General features: G+C 42.2%; 17 protein-coding genes. 6 read left to right on the top strand and 11 right to left on the bottom strand.

The window, feature by feature from the left end; genetic code table 11:
• Entirely contained in the window at nt 1-1,158 is a 1,158-nt protein-coding gene (locus tag H9Y05_RS10880; protein ID WP_163491076.1) for a homogentisate 1,2-dioxygenase, read from the bottom strand.
• Nucleotides 1,159-1,427: 269 nt separating this feature from the next.
• Between H9Y05_RS10880 and H9Y05_RS10885 the strand changes: the two genes are divergently transcribed.
• Both H9Y05_RS10885 and H9Y05_RS10890 read left to right on the top strand, forming a co-directional pair.
• Nucleotides 1,428-1,721 carry a c-type cytochrome gene (locus tag H9Y05_RS10885; RefSeq protein ID WP_163491077.1) on the top strand — a complete coding sequence of 98 codons (294 nt, stop codon included), beginning with the start codon at nt 1,428-1,430 and terminating at the stop codon, nt 1,719-1,721.
• A 43-nt stretch (nt 1,722-1,764) separates the two neighbouring features.
• The gene (locus tag H9Y05_RS10890) at nt 1,765-2,826 is read left to right on the top strand and encodes a CaiB/BaiF CoA transferase family protein (RefSeq protein WP_317170302.1); all 1,062 of its coding nucleotides are present in this window, start codon (nt 1,765-1,767) and stop codon (nt 2,824-2,826) included.
• Nucleotides 2,827-2,904: 78 nt separating this feature from the next.
• On the opposite strand, the gene H9Y05_RS10895 is transcribed toward H9Y05_RS10890, so the two are convergent.
• From H9Y05_RS10895 to nhaA, 9 genes are all read right to left on the bottom strand, one after another.
• On the bottom strand, nt 2,905-3,264 hold the full coding sequence (locus H9Y05_RS10895; protein WP_235992185.1) for a DUF488 domain-containing protein: 360 nt from the start codon (nt 3,262-3,264) through the stop codon (nt 2,905-2,907).
• Nucleotides 3,261-3,980 (bottom strand): iron-sulfur cluster repair di-iron protein, encoded by a 720-nt coding sequence (ric, locus tag H9Y05_RS10900; RefSeq protein ID WP_216714305.1) that lies wholly within the window; start codon nt 3,978-3,980, stop codon nt 3,261-3,263. The genes H9Y05_RS10895 and ric overlap by 4 nt, the downstream gene beginning before the upstream one ends.
• A gap of 11 nt (nt 3,981-3,991) precedes the next feature.
• A complete protein-coding gene (locus tag H9Y05_RS10905) occupies nt 3,992-4,768 on the bottom strand; it encodes a class I SAM-dependent methyltransferase (protein WP_163491080.1) in 777 nt (258 codons plus the stop codon).
• A gap of 202 nt (nt 4,769-4,970) precedes the next feature.
• Complete coding sequence (crcB, locus tag H9Y05_RS10910; RefSeq protein WP_163491081.1) at nt 4,971-5,345, bottom strand: fluoride efflux transporter CrcB; 375 nt, start codon at nt 5,343-5,345, stop codon at nt 4,971-4,973.
• Between the two features lie 14 nt (nt 5,346-5,359).
• Entirely contained in the window at nt 5,360-6,406 is a 1,047-nt protein-coding gene (locus tag H9Y05_RS10915) for a serine hydrolase domain-containing protein (RefSeq protein WP_163491082.1), read from the bottom strand.
• 158 nt (nt 6,407-6,564) lie between these two features.
• The gene (locus H9Y05_RS10920) at nt 6,565-9,009 is read right to left on the bottom strand and encodes an alpha-ketoacid dehydrogenase subunit alpha/beta (RefSeq protein ID WP_216714306.1); all 2,445 of its coding nucleotides are present in this window, start codon (nt 9,007-9,009) and stop codon (nt 6,565-6,567) included.
• Between the two features lie 225 nt (nt 9,010-9,234).
• Nucleotides 9,235-9,927 carry a potassium channel family protein gene (locus H9Y05_RS10925; protein ID WP_163491084.1) on the bottom strand — a complete coding sequence of 231 codons (693 nt, stop codon included), beginning with the start codon at nt 9,925-9,927 and terminating at the stop codon, nt 9,235-9,237.
• An 11-nt stretch (nt 9,928-9,938) separates the two neighbouring features.
• On the bottom strand, nt 9,939-11,678 hold the full coding sequence (locus H9Y05_RS10930; protein ID WP_317170303.1) for a TrkH family potassium uptake protein: 1,740 nt from the start codon (nt 11,676-11,678) through the stop codon (nt 9,939-9,941).
• Nucleotides 11,675-13,012 carry a Na+/H+ antiporter NhaA gene (nhaA, locus tag H9Y05_RS10935; RefSeq protein ID WP_216714307.1) on the bottom strand — a complete coding sequence of 446 codons (1,338 nt, stop codon included), beginning with the start codon at nt 13,010-13,012 and terminating at the stop codon, nt 11,675-11,677. Before nhaA ends, H9Y05_RS10930 begins: the two co-directional genes overlap by 4 nt.
• 133 nt (nt 13,013-13,145) lie before the next feature.
• On the opposite strand from nhaA, the gene H9Y05_RS10940 reads away from it, so the two are divergent.
• The gene (locus H9Y05_RS10940; protein ID WP_163491086.1) at nt 13,146-14,630 is read left to right on the top strand and encodes an acetyl-CoA carboxylase biotin carboxylase subunit; all 1,485 of its coding nucleotides are present in this window, start codon (nt 13,146-13,148) and stop codon (nt 14,628-14,630) included.
• Between the two features lie 68 nt (nt 14,631-14,698).
• Here H9Y05_RS10940 and H9Y05_RS10945 read toward each other — a convergent pair whose 3' ends face one another.
• The gene (locus tag H9Y05_RS10945) at nt 14,699-15,379 is read right to left on the bottom strand and encodes a hypothetical protein (RefSeq protein WP_216714308.1); all 681 of its coding nucleotides are present in this window, start codon (nt 15,377-15,379) and stop codon (nt 14,699-14,701) included.
• Nucleotides 15,380-15,533: 154 nt separating this feature from the next.
• Between H9Y05_RS10945 and sucC the strand changes: the two genes are divergently transcribed.
• The 3 genes from sucC (at nt 15,534) to H9Y05_RS10960 (ending at nt 19,388) form a co-directional block, all read left to right on the top strand.
• A complete protein-coding gene (gene sucC, locus H9Y05_RS10950; protein ID WP_163491088.1) occupies nt 15,534-16,745 on the top strand; it encodes an ADP-forming succinate--CoA ligase subunit beta in 1,212 nt (403 codons plus the stop codon).
• Nucleotides 16,746-16,888: 143 nt separating this feature from the next.
• Complete coding sequence (locus H9Y05_RS10955; protein ID WP_216714309.1) at nt 16,889-17,362, top strand: hypothetical protein; 474 nt, start codon at nt 16,889-16,891, stop codon at nt 17,360-17,362.
• A gap of 148 nt (nt 17,363-17,510) precedes the next feature.
• Entirely contained in the window at nt 17,511-19,388 is a 1,878-nt protein-coding gene (locus H9Y05_RS10960; RefSeq protein ID WP_216714310.1) for a DEAD/DEAH box helicase, read from the top strand.
• Nucleotides 19,389-19,412: the final 24 nt, after the last annotated feature.

A 19,412-nucleotide genomic window follows, 5' to 3' on the forward strand; every position in this document is an offset into this window, starting at 1 on the left:
TTACAATTTCCAGGATGTTTTGTATTCCTTCAATTCCAGTCCCAACGCTTGTTTTGTTAACTTGAGGGGCTTGAATGTGTCTACCATAACGGCCAACTCCTGGGTGTCTTTCTTTCCGATACTGCGTTCGTATGCTCCCGGATGCGGTCCGTGAGGAATTCCTGCCGGGTGCAGTGTAATTTGTCCCTTCTCCACATGATTGCGACTCATAAAATCACCATCAACGTAGTACAATACTTCGTCGGAATCAATGTTGCTGTGATTGTACGGTGCCGGAATGGATAACGGGTGATAGTCATACAACCGTGGAACAAATGAACAAATAACAAACGCGCTTGTTTCAAACGTCTGGTGTACCGGTGGTGGTTGATGTACCCGTCCCGTGATCGGTTCAAATTCATGAATTGAGAAAGCATACGGATAATTGTATCCGTCCCATCCGACAACATCAAACGGGTGATAAGCATATACATAGCTGTACAACACATCTTCTTTTTTGATCCGGATCAGGAAATCACCTTTTTCGTCGATTGGCTCCAGTACGTGAGGAGGACGAATATCGCGTTCACAGAAAGGGGCATGTTCCAACAACTGTCCAAACCAGTTTCTGTACCGTTTCGGTGTGTATACCGGATGGAACGACTGAACAATAAACAAGCGGTTGTCTTCGGATTCGAAATGCAATTGATAAATCATTCCGCGAGGTACCACCAGGTAATCCCCATAGGAGAAATCAATATTTCCCAATTGCGTTTTGAGTACACCGGAACCTCTGTGAATAAAGATTACTTCATCTGCGTCCGCATTTTTGTAGAAATAATCCGTCATTGATTTTTTCGGAGAGGCCAACTCGATGTAGACATCATTGTTGACCAATACAGGAACACGGCTTTCAAGGTAATCATCGGTCGGAGGTACATTGAAACCCTGGAGACTGCGCATCACCATGTTTTTTTCGATGGCAATTTCCGGCGCGATGTTTTTTTCTCCCAGAATTTCATTCACCACTGTCGGAGGATGAATGTGATACAACAAACTCGACATCCCGTCAAAACCGATGGTGCCAAATAACTGCTCTTGATAGAGCGAGCCGTCAGCTTGCCTGAACTGGATGTGTCGCTTGGAAGGAATCGTTCCTAATTTATGATAAAATGGCATAACCTTAAGTTTTTTATGAATAACTAATTAAAACGCAGTTAAAATGAGCAAATCATTCCGGATTGCGCTTAATCATATGTTTAAGTAATAAGGTCAATTCAATCCACATATAATGATGTCCGGTTTATAGTAACAAAAATAGGTTTTTTTTTGCTTTTTGGGAAGTGACTGTTAAAATATAAACAAAAAAGTAGCCGGTGAGATTTCTTGCAAAAGTTACCCGGGAATGAATTTTTTCTTTACTTTTATTCCAAATTGGTATTATAGTTATGAAATTCAAAGCACTTATTTTTATGGGAGCATTGGCGGTAGTGTCATGTGGTCCTAAAACAACAACTGTCAGCACGGAAGAAAAAGTAATGAACTTCCCGAATGCAAAAGTAGAAGAAGGATATAATTTGTACGCACAGAGTTGCAATCGCTGTCATAAATTGAAAACGGTAGAGGATTTTTCACGGGAGGACTGGGACAAAATTTTACCGAACATGGCGAAAAAGGCAAAGCTGACTCCTGAGCAGGAAGCAACGGTTAATGAATACATCAACTGGGAATTGACGAATTGATGTACGCTTCCTGATTGGCATTAAACACGAATAAATTGGTAAAGTGGACATAAAAAAGTTAGTAGTTATTGATGCATCGACGGTATTGGCTGGTCCGTCTGTAGGAATGTTTTTTGCCGAATTAGGAGCGAAAGTAATTAAAGTAGAACATCCCCTTCACGGGGATGTTACCCGCACATGGCGGCTGCCGACGGAATCAAAAGAGAGCACTGTCTCCGCCTATTTTTCGTCCGTTAATTACAAAAAGGAATACCGGAAATTAGACTATACCAAAGAAGCCGACCGTTCGGAATTTTTAGGGTTAGTTGAACAGGCAGATATTCTGTTGACAAACTTCAAATCGGGTGATGCAGATAAGTTTAACCTCACAAACGAAGTATTAAAAAACATTAATCCGAGGCTGATTCATGGGCGTATTTCCGGATTTGGTCCGGATTCCGATAGGGTCGCGTATGATTTGATTCTCCAGGCAGAATCCGGATTTATGAGTATGAACGGGACTCCCGACAGTGGACCTGTAAAAATGCCGGTTGCACTGATTGACGTGCTGGCTGCTCATCAATTGAAAGAAGGAATTTTAGTGGCGTTATTGCAACGGTTGGAGAGTGGTGAAGGAAAAACGGTAGATGTCTCCTTGTATGAAGCTGCGGTAAGTAGTTTGGTCAACCAGGCGACTAATTACCTGAATCAGGGATTTGTTGCAAAGCGAGTAGGAAGCCTGCATCCTAACATTGCTCCTTACGGCGAGCTGTTCATTACACAGGATGATAAGCTAATCACGTTTGCGATTGGAAGCAACAATCATTTTTTTAAATTGTGCCAGTTCTTAGACTGTCTGAACCTGGTCGATGATGAATTGTTCGCGTACAATCAGGTACGGGTGGTCAACCGGTTAAAGTTGCAACGCATCCTGCAGGAAAAAATTGAGTTGATCGATAGTGAAGTACTGCTCCATGCAATGGCGAAAGAACACATTCCGGTCGGTGTGATCAAACCACTGAATGAAGTGTTGGATGACCCGGCAGTACAAAACATGATCCTCGAAGAAACAATCGATGGCGTGTTGACAAAACGGATCAAGTCAGTTGCATTTCACATCCGGTAAACAAGAAACTTTTCCTGAATGCCCACTCTGTTTTTAAATCCTACCATCATCCAACTGCACCATCATAAAGTCATCCTATCATCCTTTAATTGTGCTCAATACATCACAAAGTATCACGACGTGATTCATCTCCGGATCTTTCGCTGCATAGATCAATGTCACCGGCTGCTTATCTGCAAGGCGTTGAATACGGATTAATTCCTCCCTTTTTTGCAAGAGCTCATTCCTGTATTCCCGGGAGAACTGTTCAAACCGCTCAGGACGATGATCAAACCATGTGCGCAACTCAGTTGAAGGAGCTACTTCTTTGTTCCATTCACTCACATGTGCTTGTTCCTTCTTTATTCCCCTGGGCCAGAGGCGGTCAACTAAAATTCTGTAACCATCACTTTCTTCCGGTTGTTCGTACACACGTTTGATATGGATTATCCTGCTCATGTCTGTTGTTCCAGTTGAATGGCTTTCTGAAACAAAATATTATTTTCAAGATGGATGTGCAGGTGCAGGTCTTCTTCAAATTCTTTGAGCATCGAAAAAGTTACTTTGTAAGTTGCACAGGCATCTGCCGGTGGTGTATACTGATTGGTGAGCTCCGCAATTCTGCGAAACCGTTCCCCTTCAGTATCGTGTTCGTGGTGCATCATATTAATCGGATTTTGTACTGTCCCGAAATGGGGGGCAGGAGTCGTTTCACCTGTGAGTTGGTTTGCGGTCATCTTGCGGATAAACGGAAACAGAACCAACTCTTCTTTTTTCATGTGCATAGATAATTCTCCTGCGGAAGCGATGAATAATTCTTCTACTTCTGCAAGTTCAGGATGTTGCGCCCCATGTACCGCGACGATCTTCTTCAAAAAAGGTTTGATTTCCTGAATCTTTGTCTCTACATACCGGTGGTGCTTTTTTTCAATGTAATCAGCGAGTAAATCGATTGGCCATGAAGTATAATCAATGACCGTGTTGTTCGAAGAAGATACTACCTGCCTGAGTTCTGCAATCAAACGATCTGTATCCGTTTTCTTGTTGCTGCATGCCTCGTGGATTGTACGGTTTCCGTTGCAACAAAAATCAATACGATGTTGTTTAAAAACGGATGCTGTTCTGTAATCAGATGCGACTAATTCTCCGATGATACTGTTTTCTGTAATGTCCATATGTCCCTGATTTAAATTTTTTCAGCAATAATAACAATGGCATTCATGTGCTGCTGATGCTTCTTGAATGTCTTTCTCATGTGTATAATTCGTTTTCGTGCTCCCGGATTTGTCAGTAGCTTTAACCCGATTTTCAATGCTCTGAATACACCTTCGTCGTCAATTATCCGGGAGGGTTCGAGCAGGTGCATCGTATTGCGTTCTGTTTTCCTGATCCTGAATCCTTCACTTTCCAATAAAGTGATCCATTCAGCTTCTGTTAATGGGCGGGCGTTTACTTTAATGGCAAGTGCCAGATCTTTTTGAATTGTTGCTTTCATATCTTCGCTCAGATCATTTGGCGTTAGTCCCAGTTCGTGAATGGCATACAGACCTCCTTTTTTCAGAATACGATGTGCTTCTTTTATGATTTCTGATTTGCGGTGATCGGCATGCATTGTCAACATTGCTTCACCGTAGACTTTATCTTTGCTGCCCGCCGTCAATGGGGTAGAGGCCGCATTTCCTTCAATAAATTCGACATTTCTCCCAGTTACTTTTTGTTTCAAATAACGAATTGCTTCCTGATTGGCATCAATTCCTACATAGGAAAAAGGCATATTTTTTAGTGAAATGGAAGCAGTGAATCCTAATCCGGGGGCAAATTCTGCAATGTGATCTTCAGTTGTGATTTCCAACGATCTGACTAATTGATGTGTTAATTCTTTCCCTCCCGGACGCAGTACTTTTTTCCCCATTCGGGCAAGCACCCAGTGTCCCTGTGCTTTTGTATAATCGGTGGTATTCATGGTTGTTGTCTGTTTACTGTGAGAACTCCTTTCGTTTCAACAAATATAGGAAGAATTTTAATTTAAGATAAAATTATCTTAAATTAAAATTCTCTTTATTTGAATGGGATATAGTAAAATCGGTAAAAAATAACAGGTAAAATCAATGCTGTAACAGGAGTAATGTGTTTTTTGCAGTCCGTGAAGCCGGGAAAGACCGTTGTCAGATAGATTTCGCGATCAGCATTCCTCCGTACACGGCAAGAATTCCGGACAATACACTAACCGCAATGTATAGCAGTGCGGTAAATGTATGACCGCTTTGAATCAGTGTCATGTTTTCATTTGCAAACGCAGAAAAAGTGGTATAACCTCCGCAAAAACCAGTGATTAACAGTAACTTTAAATCGGAACTAAGCACCTGTTGACGCTCCAGGATTCCTATAAATAAACCAATCAATAAACATCCCAACAAATTTGCACTGTATGTAGCCCACGGGAACAGGGAGGAGGAATACCGGGAAATCAGTACTGTGGTGAGATATCGCATAATACTGCCGATCCCTCCGCCAATGCCAACTAAAAGTAATGCTTTCATTGTCTCAAATGTACTTACTTTTTCAACATTGTTCGAATTAATTTGGTCATCAACTTAAAAGACGTGTCCGGATATGCTACCTGATTGACTGTCCCGGCAATATATAGATCATGTTGCGGGCTATAATACGCCAATGCCCCGGAAAGCCCGGAGTGACCGATTAGTTCCGGCATGATTCCAAGAGGATCAAAAAACCTTGGAAGTTTGAATTGATGGATACCTACACCCGATTTCATTGGGAAGAAAATTCTGTTCCAAACCTGTAATTCCTTTAGCGTCGATTTTTCGAAGAACGTCCCATTGAAAAAATGGTATAAAAACTGAAGTAATTCGTCGGAGGTGGATACCATTCCCCCATCGGGGCCAAAAGAAGACATGGCAAGAGGAATGTCCAATGGTGAATGCTTGTAAAATAAGGTGGCGGGAATTTTGTCATTTGGATCTTGGTACAGGTATGTCTTTGTTAGCTGCAACGGGGTGTAAATAAATTCGCTGTAATTTTCTTCCAGTGTTTTTCCGCTTATCTTTTCAATAATTTTTCCCAGTAACTGAAAATTGGTATCGGAATAAAGAGCTTTTCCTGATGTCCCTGCTGAAAAAGAAGAAGAGATTGTTTTTGCCCGCATGATAGCGTCTTCGAATGACCAGGCCTGATCCGTGTTTTTCATTAACTGATGCTCAAGACTAATTCCCAGTTCATTTTTACCTTGAAAATAATCCGGAATCCCGGATGTGTGTGCGAGTAACTGCTTGATGGTGATTTTATTGGAGTAATCAACCCCTTTGTGCCTGTTCAACCCGGTGATGATGTGTTCATCCAGGTAATGCAGGATCAGGTCGTCGAGTTTTAATAATCCTTTTGATTGGAAATGCAGGATGATAGCAGTTGTATACAACTTGGTTGTACTTGCTATAAAATAACTGCTTTCAGTTGTCAGGTTACCACTTGCCCCGTACCAGATATGCTCTTTGTGCCGGATACTGAACGATGTTCCGAACACTTTTTTATTGTCTGTCCGATTGTCTAAGATCTGTTGTAATATATGTGCTTTATTCGTCATCCGACCTGTTTGTTAAAGCAAGTAAAATTAATTAGTTAATGAATAGGGTATGTTAACGAATTATTGTCCTTTTTTGAGAAATATATTGATTCAGCAGAGTATAACGACAAGACCCGACCAGTTCATGATCGGGTCTTGTTGTTTTATACATGATTATTTTAATACAATGCCGGGTACGCTTTCGGATCTGCTTCGTGCAGAATGGAATAAGCTGTCTCCACGATATCGTCGATGCTTGGCTTTGAAAAGTAGTCTCCGTCTGTACTGTACGCGGGACGGTGATCTTTCGCGCTCAATGTCACAGGTGCGGAATCCAGGTGGTAATATCCTTTTTGTTCTACCAGGATTTTGTCCAGCATGAACCCTGTTGCACCACTGCTCACATCCTCGTCTACAATTAGTAAACGGTTCGTTTTCTCCAACGATTCTGCAATGACATGGTGAATGTCAAACGGAAGTAACGTTTGAACGTCAATTAATTCCACGTTGATTCCCAATTCTGCCAGTTGCTTAGCCGCCACTTCACACAGATTAAATGTTGAACCATAGGAAACAATCGTTAAATCAGTCCCTTCTTTTACGATTTCAGGAACTCCCAACGGAATTTTAAATACTCCGATGTTGCTCGGACGTGCTTCTTTTGTACGGTATCCGTTTAGCGGCTCCACGACAATTGCCGGTTCATCTGCTTCCAGCAACAGGTTGTAAAAACCAGCTGCTTTTGTCATATTTCTCGGTACGCACACATGCACACCCCTCGCGGCATTGATGATCATTCCCATTGGTGATCCGGAGTGCCAGATTCCCTCCAGGCGATGTCCCCGTGTACTGATAATCAACGGTGCTTTTTGACCTCCTTTTGTTCGGTATTGAACAGTTGCCAGATCATCTGAAATGACCTGAATAGCGTATAGTAAATAATCCAGGTACTGAATTTCTGCAATCGGACGCAATCCTCTCATCGCCATTCCGATTCCCTGCCCGATAATGGTGATTTCACGGATTCCGGTATCAGCGACACGCAATTCACCGTATTTTTCCTGCATTCCTTCCAGTGTTTGGTTCACACCACCGATTTTTCCGGCATCCTCCCCGAAAATCAATACTTCCGGACGCGTTTCTAAAATTTTATCATAATTGTCGCGCAAAATGATCCGCCCGTCTTCCTGCGGAGCATTTGCATCGTATGTCGGTTCAATTCCTTTGATTTTCAATGCTGCCTTTTCAGACTGAGAATATAAATGAGAACTGTAACGGTCATAGTTGACACTTGTCTGTTGTTGAATCCATGCTGACAGTGCTGTTTTTGCCGGATTTTGCTCATTTCGGATCAGGCGAAGTACCTTTTTTGCAGCGGAAAGAATATCTTTTCGGATCGGATCCATTGCCTTTTCAAGCGCTTCGATTTCCTTTTGAATAAATGCTTTGTTGGAGCTCTGTTCTGCAACGGTTTTTATCAATTGGATCGCTTCTGCCAGGTCTTTTTTTAGGACATCCGTAAATTCTTTCCATGCGTTGTTTTTGCTGTCACGAACAGACTTTTTTGCTTCGTCAGCAATTGCTTTGAGTTCTTCTTCCGTTGCAATGGTCAAACCATCTGCATTGAAGTTCAGAATCCATTCTTTGAACTTATTGATGCAGTCGAAATCAGATTCCCATTGTAAACGTTCCGCTGATTTGTAGCGTTCGTGCGAACCGGAAGTGGAGTGTCCTTGTGGCTGATTGACTTCTTTTACGTGTACCAGGACAGGGATGTGTTCTTCTCGTGCCAGTGCAACTGCTTTTTCATAGGTTTCACACAAATGCGCGTAATCCCATCCTTTTGTAAGGAAAATTTCATATCCCGGTTTATCTTCCGTACGTTGCATTCCTGCCAATGCTTCGGAGATACTGTCTTTTGTTGTTTGATTGTCTCTGGAGACAGAAATTCCGTACCCGTCGTCCCACACAGACATAACCATTGGCACCTGTAATACACCTGCTGCATTGATGGTTTCCCAGAAAGGTCCTTCTGAAGTAGAAGCATCGCCGATGGTTCCGAATGCAACTTCATTTCCGCCGTTTGTGAATTTTTTGAATGCTTCCAACTCTTTTAAGGTCGTATGGTTGCGATATACTTTGGATGCTTGTGCCAATCCCAGTAAGCGCGGCATTTGACCGGCAGTGGGGGAGATGTCTGCAGAACTGTTTTTTTGTTCCATCAGGTTTTTCCAGTCTCCGTTTTTGTCCAGGTTACGCGTTCCGAAATGTCCTCCCATCTGACGTCCTGCAGACATAGGTTCAATTTCTTCATCTGTGTGTGCGTACAATCCTGCAAAATATTGTTGTACACTCAATTGATCGATGGCCATCATCAGGGTTTGGTCGCGGTAGTACCCCGAGCGGAAATCCCCGTTTTGAAATTGTTTTGCCAAAGCGATTTGTGCCAATTCTTTTCCGTCTCCGAAAATCCCGAATTTAGCTTTTCCAGTTAAAACTTCCTTTCTTCCGAGCAGGGAAGTTTCCCGGGAAATACATGCCAGTTTATAATCGGCTAATACTTCTGATTTAAAGGTATCGAAATCGAGTGTTTTTGCTTTGTCTGATACTATTTCTTTGGTCATAACTTAGTTTTATCGCAGCACAAATATAGCAAAATTCGCCCTCAACGAAAAATGATATTCTCAATAAAAGACAAAAAGTTTTAGAAAAAGATTTTTTTAACTTTGCGACATGGGATGGAAAGATGATCTAAAAAAATACGCACCTTATTTTATCGATTTCTGGCAATACATTTTGATCATCATTGTATTTATTATCGTGGCGATCTTTGTGCTGTAAACAGAACGTTATTCCCGGGTGATTTTTGCAATCTTTGCCAGGTCTTTATTGGAGCCGTAGAGCACCAGGATATCTTCTGCCTGAATAACTGTTTCCAGTTGCGGAATCCCCTGAACATTTGAAACCGTTGTGGTTTTACCCAGTAAGCTGGTCACTTCTGATTGTTTGATAATGGTGAGAATCACAATTTTATAGTTTTTCCGAAACCCGATTTCTTTGATGGTTTTTCCCACCAGAAACGCAGGTGTTTTTACTTCAACAACACTGTAATTTTTGTTCAGTTCGAATGAATCGACAACACCTCTCAGGCATAGTTTTTTCGACCATCGTTCCGCAGTTTCTTCTTCCGGCCGCACAATTTCATCCACACCGATTGCCCGGAGTATTTTTTCGTGGAGCGGATTGATCGAACGGCTGATGAGTCGTTTTACTTCCAGGTTTTTAAAGAGCGCTGTTGCCAGTACATTGGTTCCCTGGTTTTCACCGATACAGATCATCACAATATCCGTATTTCTCAACGGCAGATCTGAAACCGTTTGTTCGTCTGTTGCATCCAGGCAGATGGTGTGACTGATCTTTTCTTTCAAGGCTGTAACTTTTGCCATACTGGAGTCGATACCAATCACTTCATTTCCCTGCTGTGTGAGTTTTTCGGCAAGAGAAGCTCCGAAATTTCCTAAGCCTACAATTATGAATTTCATTGTGTCATTTTTTAGTTAATCATGATTTCATCCGTTGGATACTGGTAACTCATCGGTCGGACTTTCTTAAAGAAAGCAATTAAAATGGACAACATGGTAACCCTTCCGGTAAACATTAATGCGATCAATACAATTTTCCCGGGATCGCTCAGCTCCGGCGTTATTCCCAGTGTTAACCCTACTGTACAATAAGCGGAGACGCATTCAAAAGCAATTTCAAGCAGAGAGGCGTCGTTTTCAAAATGGGAAAGAAAGCAGATTCCGGTCCCGATTGCCACAAAGGAGAGTGTCATGGTGGCAAATGCCCTTCTGACAGAGATGTCGGCTACTTCACGCCGGAACAACTCTATTTTACTTTTTCCTTTTGCCAGGCTGATAAAATTAAGCGTTGCAATAGCAAATGTACTGGTTTTAATCCCTCCACCTGTCGATGCAGGAGAAGCTCCGATCCACATCAGCAGGATGATCAGAATAATAGTAGACATGTGCAGGCTGCTGAAATCAATCGTGTTCAAACCTGCGGAGCGGGGAGTAGTTGCAGAGAACAATGCTGTGACGATTTTTCCGGAACCGTTGTGCGCAGCCAGTGAATTGGAATATTCCATAATAAAAAAGGCGGAGGTTCCCACAACGATGAGCACAAGTGTTGTGATCAGGTTGATTTTGCTGCTAAGTGTCATCACCCATGCGCGGTAATTGTTTTCCCCCGAAACAAACCAAAGAACATAGCGTTTAATAAAGTATTTGACGTAACGCAGGATATTGATCATGATGGGGAAGCCCAATCCCCCGAAAACAAAGATAAGAACCATCGTCAGCTGCAACGGGTAATTGAAGATTAATTCACCATCCATCATTCCTTTGGGCATAGTTGAAAAACCGGCGTTGCAAAAGGATGAGATGGCATGAAAAACAGCAAAATAAACCCGGTCACCGAAACCTGGAATGAACGTCTTGTCCAGATTGATGTAGATAAAGCACGCACCGATAAATTCAATTAAAAACGTAATAATGAGAATCCGGCGCAGGGTGGTAAATACTTCGCCGATTTTTCCGGAACTTGAAATATCACTTAATGCCAGTTGGTTTTCATAGGTCGCTCCCCCCTTAAAGAAATAGGCAAAGTAACTTGCAAACGTCAAAATTCCCAATCCTCCTGCCTGGATCAGCAGCATGATGACCGTTTGCCCGAAATGTGTGAAATAAGCACTCACATCAACGACGCCAAGTCCCGTTACACATACCGAACTGGTAGACATGAAAAAAGCATCAATAAACGAAATGCCGTTATGCGTAGACTCCGGTAACATAAGCAGGAAGGTACCACAGAGGATCATCACAAGGAAGCTGATGATAAACAATTGTGCCGGGTTGATCAGTGAGCGCTTATAATACAACCGCCGGGTGATCATTTCCCTGACCCATTTTACAATCACAGCAACACGAATCCAATCCGTAATGATGTGGTAGGAATGTTGTAATGTGATCTGTTTAAAAATACAAAACAGGATAAAGCTGACACTGACCAGATCAAATACGATCAAACGGACGTTGGTTGTTTTTTTATAAACAAGCCGTAAAATGGTCATGCTGATTCCGGCTGACAACAAGATGCCGTAAATAATCAGGATAATAATTTCTGCTTGGGAAGGAAGAACAAAACCATTCTCGATAATCAGCAGAGCGATTGCCAGAAATGATAAAATAAACAGGTATCTGCTTAATTGTTTGTTCTCAACCAACCGTTTCACTTGCCTGCTTTTTTTGATTGCTTATTAAGAACAATGTACCCAAGGATTCCACCTGCAATAGAAGCGGTAAAGATGCCGATTTTTGCTTGCGTGACGTATGTCGCGTCATTAAATGCCAGTGATGTAACAAACAGAGACATGGTAAAACCGATGGCAGCCAATAATCCCAGTCCGAATAAATTCCGGAGATTCATTCCGTCAGGAAACGGAGCGATTTTTAGTTTTGAACTCAACCAGGTGAACCCAACGACACCAACTACTTTTCCGACCAATAACCCCAATCCGACTCCCAGGGCGACATTGGTGCTGAACAATTCATTGACGTCGATATCCAGTACTGAAACACCCGCATTGGCCAGGGCAAAAACGGGAATAATAACAAACGTTACCATAGGGTGCATAGCGTGCTCCAGTCGTTGCAGAGGAGGAATGGCTTGATTGGTATCTTTTTTTATTTCATCCAATACATGCAATTGCTCATTGGTTAGCGTAGGGATGTTGTGTTTGGGGTCAATTCCTCCGAATTTACTGAGGTATTTTTTGATTTTTTCAATGTAGGAAACTTCTTTGATTTTCACATCTGCCGGAATCACAAAAGCAGCAAGTACGGCGGCAATGGTTGCATGAATTCCGGAGAGTAAAAAAGAGGTCCACACACCACCGATTCCCAGTACCGCGTAGAACAGGATGCTTCTGATACCGGCTTTATTTCCAAGGTACATAGCGGATAAAAAGGCGAGACCCGTCAGTAAGCTCGAAGCAGATATTTCCGAGGTATAAAAGAACGCAATGACAAGTACCGCGCCCAGGTCATCAACAATTGCCAGTGCAGTAAGGAACACTTTTAATGACAGTGGAATCCGGTCGCCCAGTAAATACAAAACCCCTAACGCAAATGCGATATCCGTTGCCATCGGGATTCCCCATCCCCCCTGAACATCGCCGGTAGGGTTAAGTGAAAAATAAATGACTGCAGGGACAAGCATTCCTCCGATTGCAGCAATGATGGGAAGCATTGCTTTACGAGGATTGGACAGTTCTCCGCCAATAATTTCCCGTTTGAGTTCCAACCCGACGACAAAAAAGAAAATTGCCATCAAACCATCATTAATCCAGTGGTGAATGCTGTATTCCAGGTAGGTTTCTCCGTCAAACTGAAGACCGAATTTATGTTCAAAAAAGTGATGATAAGCTTCTGACCAGGGAGAATTCGCAAGGAATAAAGCAACGATAACACTGATTCCAAGTACGAGTCCGCCTGACTTTTCCTGTTGAATAAATTTTTGGATCGGTTGAACGACTCTGTCTATGTGTGACTTATTGTTAGTGACCATTCTATGAATAAATTAATAAGCAAGCAGCAAAGGTACCTTATTTTGTTTGAACCTTCCCCCAAATCTCATAAAAATATCCATTCAGTTTCTTTGAAAGTGTTATCTTCGCGATCAGATCAAATTAATGACTTCCATGAAAAAAGTACTTATTGCAAATAGAGGAGAAATTGCCAGAAGGGTCATCCGAACGCTTAAAGCGATGGACATCAAAAGTGTAGCGGTTTACTCTGACGCAGACAGAAATGCACCACACGTATTGGAAGCAGATGAAGCTGTTTATTTAGGAGGAAGCCCAGCAGCGGAAAGCTACCTCAAGATGGATCTAATCCTGGATTATTGTAAAGAACTGGGCGTAGACGGGATTCACCCGGGGTACGGTTTTCTTTCTGAGAATGCGGCATTTGCCCGCAAAGTGAAAGCGGCAGGAATCACACTGATCGGACCATCTCCTGAATCAATGGAGGTGATGGGGGATAAGTTAAGTGCAAAACAAGCTGTTAAAGATTTCGGAGTACCGTTGGTGCCGGGAGTCGATGAAGCAATTACCGATGTAGATGAAGCAATTAAAGTGGCAGATGAAGTAGGATACCCGATTCTGATAAAAGCTTCTGCAGGAGGTGGAGGAAAAGGGATGCGCCTGGTTGAGAAAAAAGAAGAGTTCCGCGAACAAATGCGATTGGCGCAGAATGAAGCGCGCTCTTCATTTGGAAATGATGCCGTTTTTATTGAAAAATTTGTTACCAAACCCCGTCACATTGAAATTCAGGTCTTTGCAGATCGTCATGGAAATGCCGTCTACCTGTTTGAGCGGGAGTGCTCGGTACAGCGACGTCATCAGAAAGTAATCGAGGAAGCACCAAGTGCGTTGCTCACACCTGAACTGCGCAAGAAAATGGGAGAGGCTGCAGTTGCCGTTTGTAAATCATGTGATTATGAAGGAGCAGGGACTGTTGAGTTTCTGGTCGACGGAAACATGGACTTCTTTTTCCTGGAGATGAACACGCGCTTACAGGTAGAACATCCGGTAACGGAAGAAATTACAGGACTGGACTTAGTGGAGTGGCAGATTCGTGTTGCACGGGGAGAAGCGTTGCCGTTGAAACAGGAAGAACTGACCATTAACGGGCATGCGGTAGAAATTCGTGTGTATGCGGAAGATACGTTGAATGGATTTACACCGGACATCGGGAATCTGAAACGATACAGAGTCCCTTCAGGAAGAGCGGTTCGCGTGGATGATGCATTTGTAGAAGGAATGGACATTCCGATTTTCTACGATCCGATGATTGCCAAGCTGGTTGTGTGGGGGAAAGACCGAAAGTCAGCTATTTCCCGAGCAGTGAAAGCCATTGATGAATACCAGATTTCAGGAGTGAAGACTACATTGGATTTCGGTAAGTTTGTCTTGAAACACGAGGCATTCAAAAGCGGAGATTTTGATACAAATTTTGTAAAGCATTACTTTTCGGATCCTTCAGTTGTTGTCACAGCAATGGAAGATGAAAAAGATGCATTGCAACACGGAATTTCTCAAATCTGGGATGATATTAAAAAGGTGAAAGCAAAAGAATTCAAATCCAGAGATATTACCAGCAGCTGGGTGAATGCGAATGCATGACGAATAGAAACGAAACAAATGAAAAGACTGCCGGATTGGTGGTCTTTTCCGTTTTTTATCTAAATTCCTTACCCTTCATCTGTTGACTTTTTCCCTCCGGCTTTTTTCCGTACACACCAAATGATTCTGAGATCAAAATAGCTGCCGTCCGTTTCAAAAAGTTGTGCGGAATTTGTCTGTGTGTTGATGTACTGCAATTTTTCATTGAGAATAAACCCCTTACTCATGCCTAATAATACCATCATTGAATGGCGTTGATTGATCCTGAAATCAGCACCAATACACAACTGTGCCATGGGATAAATACCGCCCCGCTTGTCGTTGGTGAGAATTTCATTGCTCTTTCGAAGTACTGTCGTTGTTTGCTGTGACATCTGAACTAAATTGTTGAGCCCGATTCGTGCAACCGGGGATACCTGCCCTTTAACATTGAACCGGAACTGGTAGAGCAGTGCCGTTTTTAAGGAGGTATTGCTGAAAAACGGATCAAACCCGTTGGCCCAAAATGTATGCCGGGTAGAGGAATATTCAATTCCGTAAACCAATGAGGACGTTTTGGATTGTTTAAACTGATAGCTGGTAAACAACAGGAACCCCGATCCGATAAACGGACGTTCTTTACTGTTGGTACTGCTGACCGTTCGGCCGATGTAATTGGAAGATGTCGTTGAAATTCCCAGTTGAAGATCATCCTGTGCAGATGTAACGTAACATAAACCGATAATAAATGTAGCAAGAAGGTATTTCATCGTGTAGTTTTTCCTCCCAAACGGGACAATTGACTTTTTATTTTACTGTCCATTATTTTGACGGGAGATGAACACGGTATTATTTCCTTAAAAAACTGTTTGCCCATTCACAATAAAATATTATTTTTACCACGCAAAATAAAGCTCATAACAAATGAATTTACACGAATATCAAGGGAAGTCAATACTTAAAAGCTACGGAGTAGCGGTACAGGAAGGTATTGTTATTGACAAAGTAGAAGACGCTGTTGAAGCAGCTAAAAAACTGACAGAACAAACCGGAACTGGTTGGTATGTTGTGAAAGCTCAGATCCATGCAGGAGGTCGCGGAAAAGGAAAAGTTCAGGAAACAGATTCCAACGGAGTTGTTTTGGCAAAAGGCCTTGGTGAGATTGAAGATAAAGTAAAAGGAATTCTGGGAGGTCACCTGATGACGGCTCAGACAAACGGTAAAGCGAAAAAAGTAAACAAAGTATTGATCGCTCAGGATGTATACTATCCGGGAGAAGCGGAAACAGAAGAATTCTACATGTCTGTTTTGTTGGATCGCGAGAGAGGAAGAAATACCATTGTTTACTCAACAGAAGGTGGAATGGACATCGAGGCAGTTGCTGAGCATACTCCTGAAAAAATTTACAAAGAAGAAATTGACCCCCGTGTGGGAATTCAAGGGTTCCAGGCGAGAAACATTGCTTTCAACCTTGGATTGAGCGGACAAGCATTCAAAGAAATGACAAAATTTGTTGTTTCTCTATACAACGCATATGTGGGCATTGATGCATCAATGTTCGAAATCAACCCTGTATTGAAAACATCTGATAACAAAATCATCGCGGTAGATGCGAAAGTAACATTGGATGGGAACGGATTGTTCCGTCACCCTGATTATGCAGCAATGCGTGATGTGACCGAAGAGGATCCGACAGAAGTAGAAGCTGGAGAAGCTGGATTGAACTTCGTGAAACTGGACGGAAACGTTGGGTGTATGGTAAACGGAGCGGGATTGGCAATGGCAACGATGGACATCATCAAATTGTCAGGTGGTAATCCGGCAAACTTCCTGGATGTGGGAGGTACTGCAAATGCAGAACGTGTTGAGAAAGCATTCCACATCATCTTGAAAGATCCGAATGTGAAAGCGATTTTGATTAACATCTTTGGTGGAATCGTTCGTTGTGACCGTGTTGCTCAGGGAGTTGTAGATGCGTACAAGAACATGGGGAATATCCCGGTTCCGATTATCGTTCGTTTGCAGGGAACAAATGCAGAGGAAGCGAAAAAATTAATCGACGAATCCGGGTTGAATGTGCATTCTGCAGTATTGTTGCAGGAGGCGGCAGATAAAGTAAAAGAAGTATTGGCATAAGTCAATAGCAACAGAATAATGAGTAAAAGCGTTTTCAGAAATGGAAACGCTTTTTTGTTAAAAATTATCTTGTTTAAAATAAACAGTAATAAATCGGGTTTGTAGTAGTGCATTTATTTACTAATAACTAATACGAACGAAACATGAAAAATTTATGGATGGTTGGAATGATGGCTGCGACATTAACGGTGGCCTGTAAAAAGAAAGGGTGCACAGACCCCGCTGCGCTTAATTATAATCCAAAGGCGGAGAAAAAAGATTTTACATGTAAATACAAAATGGGAGCATACCGGGACTCATTCTTAGGTTATTATCAAGTGATGGATAGTATGTATGTCGCAGGTAATTTTTCAGAAGGAAAAACGTATGAACTCCATGTTACAACAGGTGGGACAACATTGGATACTATTTTCTTGAATAATCTGTATGGTTCCGGTCAGAGTTACATGGCAATCATTACAGGGAGTAGTAGTTTCTCGATCCCGTCCCAGCAAGTGGACGCAACGCATACACTCTCAGGTAGCGGTCACTGTTCTTCCGGTAAAATTATTTTGAGTACACATAGTGCCGATACGATTAATGGGGACATTAGTCATAGGATTGAAGGATCAAAATAATTAACTAAAAAGTAAAGGAATAGCGTTTTCAAAAAATGGAAACGCTATTTTGTTGTTAATAATTTCCATTATTTTTTCTTAACAAAAATAAAATGTTGCATAACAAGAAAATCTACGTACCTTTGCACCCAATTTTATAATTAATTAGATGACATTTGAAGAACTCGGGCTGAAGAGTGGGGTGTTGAAGTCGTTGACTGAAATGGGGTTTGAAACACCCACTCCGATACAAACCGAAGCGATTCCTCACTTACTCAAAGAAGAAAGTGATTTCGTCGGTTTAGCTCAAACAGGGACAGGAAAGACCGCAGCGTTTGGTCTTCCATTAGTAAGTAAAGTAGAGGAAGGACGTAAAATTCCTCAAGGATTAGTAATCTGCCCGACACGGGAACTATGCCTGCAAATCACCAAAGATTTGCAAAACTTTTCCAAACACCTTAAAATTAACGTTGTAGCAGTATATGGAGGTACGGATATCCGTCGCCAGATGACTGATATTAAAAACGGGGCAACAATTGTTGTTGCAACTCCGGGACGTTTGGTGGACTTGGCAAACAGAAAAGCACTTCGTTTAGAAGAAGTTGAGTGGGTCGTGCTGGATGAAGCAGACGAAATGCTCAACATGGGATTCAAAGAAGATATTGATACCATTCTTGAACAAACTCCGGATTGGAAAAATGTATGGTTGTTTTCTGCAACAATGCCCAAAGAAGTGGCGGAAATTGCGAAAAACTACATGACAAACCCATTGGAAGTTAGTATTGGACATAAAAACCAAACGAACGAAAACATCGAGCATATCTATTTCATGGTGAAAGAAAAAGACAGATATGCGGCAACAAAACGTTTGATTGACTTTAACCCGAGCATTTACGGATTGATTTTCTGCCGTACGCGCAGAGAAACAGCACAAGTTGCTGAAATGCTGGAAAAAGATGGGTACAATGCAGCTCCGTTGCATGGTGACTTGTCCCAGGCACAACGTGATTCAGTAATGAAGCGTTTCCGTGAAAAATCATTGCAGATTTTGGTGGCAACAGACGTGGCAGCACGTGGAATTGATGTGAGTGATGTAACGCACGTGATCAATTACAACTTGCCGGACGATATTGAAAACTACACGCATCGTTCAGGAAGAACTGCGCGAGCAGGAAAGAAAGGTGAATCATTGGTGTTGATTAACACACGAGAATTAGGGAAAATCAGACAGATTGAACGTACAATTCGTACAACTTTTACAGTAGGAACTGTTCCGAATGCAAAAGAAATCTGTGAAATCCAATTGCTGAAATTAGCAGATAAAGTCATCTCTACGGAAGTAAAAGAAGACGAGATTGAAGAATTCCTTCCGATCATCATGCGTGAATTTGACGGATTGTCAAAAGAAGAAGTGGTGAAGAAGTTTATTTCTGCAGAGTTTAACCGCTTTATCGATTATTACGAGCGTGCAGGTGATTTGAATGCAAGCACTTCTAGAGATCGTGGAGATCGGGATGATTTCAATGAAGATCGCGGAAGCCGTAACAGAGACCGTGGATCAAGAAGAGATGAAGGTAAGACACGTTTCTTTGTAAGTCTTGGTAAGCGAGATGGATTGAATCCGGGTGGTTTATTGCGTGTGATCTGTGATTCAACAGGTTTGCGTTCTGAAAATATCGGTAAGATCGATATCCTTGCATCGTTTTCTTTCTTTGAAGCAGATGATGAATTAGCAGACAAAATTTTGAGTAATGTCAATGGTACAGAATACGAAGGTCATAAAGTATCGGTTGAGATTACAAAAAATAAAAGTGAGGGAAGCTCCCGTGGAAGAAGTGGTGGAGGTCGTTTTGACGGTGGAAACAAACGTTCCGGCGGATTTGGCGGTGGACGCAGAGATGGTGATCGCGGTGGAAGAAGAGACTCCGACAGAGGAGGATTCAGAGGGCGTGACAAAGGATCTGACAGAGGAGGATTCAAAGGAAAAAGTGATTCTGACAGAAGTTCCGGTAACAGCGGCGGACGCAGAAGAAGAAATTCATACTAAAACATACACAACTGAATAAATTTT

Source organism: Taishania pollutisoli (genome assembly GCF_014518315.1).
GTDB lineage: Bacteria > Bacteroidota > Bacteroidia > Flavobacteriales_D > Crocinitomicaceae > Taishania > Taishania pollutisoli.

Bases quoted from the DNA above. Each gene is read 5' to 3' on its own strand.
- H9Y05_RS10880 (WP_163491076.1), bottom strand. From the start codon at position 1,158: ATGCCATTTTATCATAAATTAGGAACGATTCCTTCCAAGCGACACATC.
- H9Y05_RS10885 (WP_163491077.1), top strand. From the start codon at position 1,428: ATGAAATTCAAAGCACTTATTTTTATGGGAGCATTGGCGGTAGTGTCA.
- H9Y05_RS10895 (WP_235992185.1), bottom strand. From the start codon at position 3,264: ATGAGCAGGATAATCCATATCAAACGTGTGTACGAACAACCGGAAGAA.
- ric (WP_216714305.1), bottom strand. From the start codon at position 3,980: ATGGACATTACAGAAAACAGTATCATCGGAGAATTAGTCGCATCTGAT.
- H9Y05_RS10905 (WP_163491080.1), bottom strand. From the start codon at position 4,768: ATGAATACCACCGATTATACAAAAGCACAGGGACACTGGGTGCTTGCC.
- crcB (WP_163491081.1), bottom strand. From the start codon at position 5,345: ATGAAAGCATTACTTTTAGTTGGCATTGGCGGAGGGATCGGCAGTATT.
- H9Y05_RS10915 (WP_163491082.1), bottom strand. From the start codon at position 6,406: ATGACGAATAAAGCACATATATTACAACAGATCTTAGACAATCGGACA.
- H9Y05_RS10920 (WP_216714306.1), bottom strand. From the start codon at position 9,009: ATGACCAAAGAAATAGTATCAGACAAAGCAAAAACACTCGATTTCGAT.
- H9Y05_RS10925 (WP_163491084.1), bottom strand. From the start codon at position 9,927: ATGAAATTCATAATTGTAGGCTTAGGAAATTTCGGAGCTTCTCTTGCC.
- nhaA (WP_216714307.1), bottom strand. From the start codon at position 13,012: ATGGTCACTAACAATAAGTCACACATAGACAGAGTCGTTCAACCGATC.
- H9Y05_RS10940 (WP_163491086.1), top strand. From the start codon at position 13,146: ATGAAAAAAGTACTTATTGCAAATAGAGGAGAAATTGCCAGAAGGGTC.
- H9Y05_RS10945 (WP_216714308.1), bottom strand. From the start codon at position 15,379: ATGAAATACCTTCTTGCTACATTTATTATCGGTTTATGTTACGTTACA.
- sucC (WP_163491088.1), top strand. From the start codon at position 15,534: ATGAATTTACACGAATATCAAGGGAAGTCAATACTTAAAAGCTACGGA.
- H9Y05_RS10955 (WP_216714309.1), top strand. From the start codon at position 16,889: ATGAAAAATTTATGGATGGTTGGAATGATGGCTGCGACATTAACGGTG.
- H9Y05_RS10960 (WP_216714310.1), top strand. From the start codon at position 17,511: ATGACATTTGAAGAACTCGGGCTGAAGAGTGGGGTGTTGAAGTCGTTG.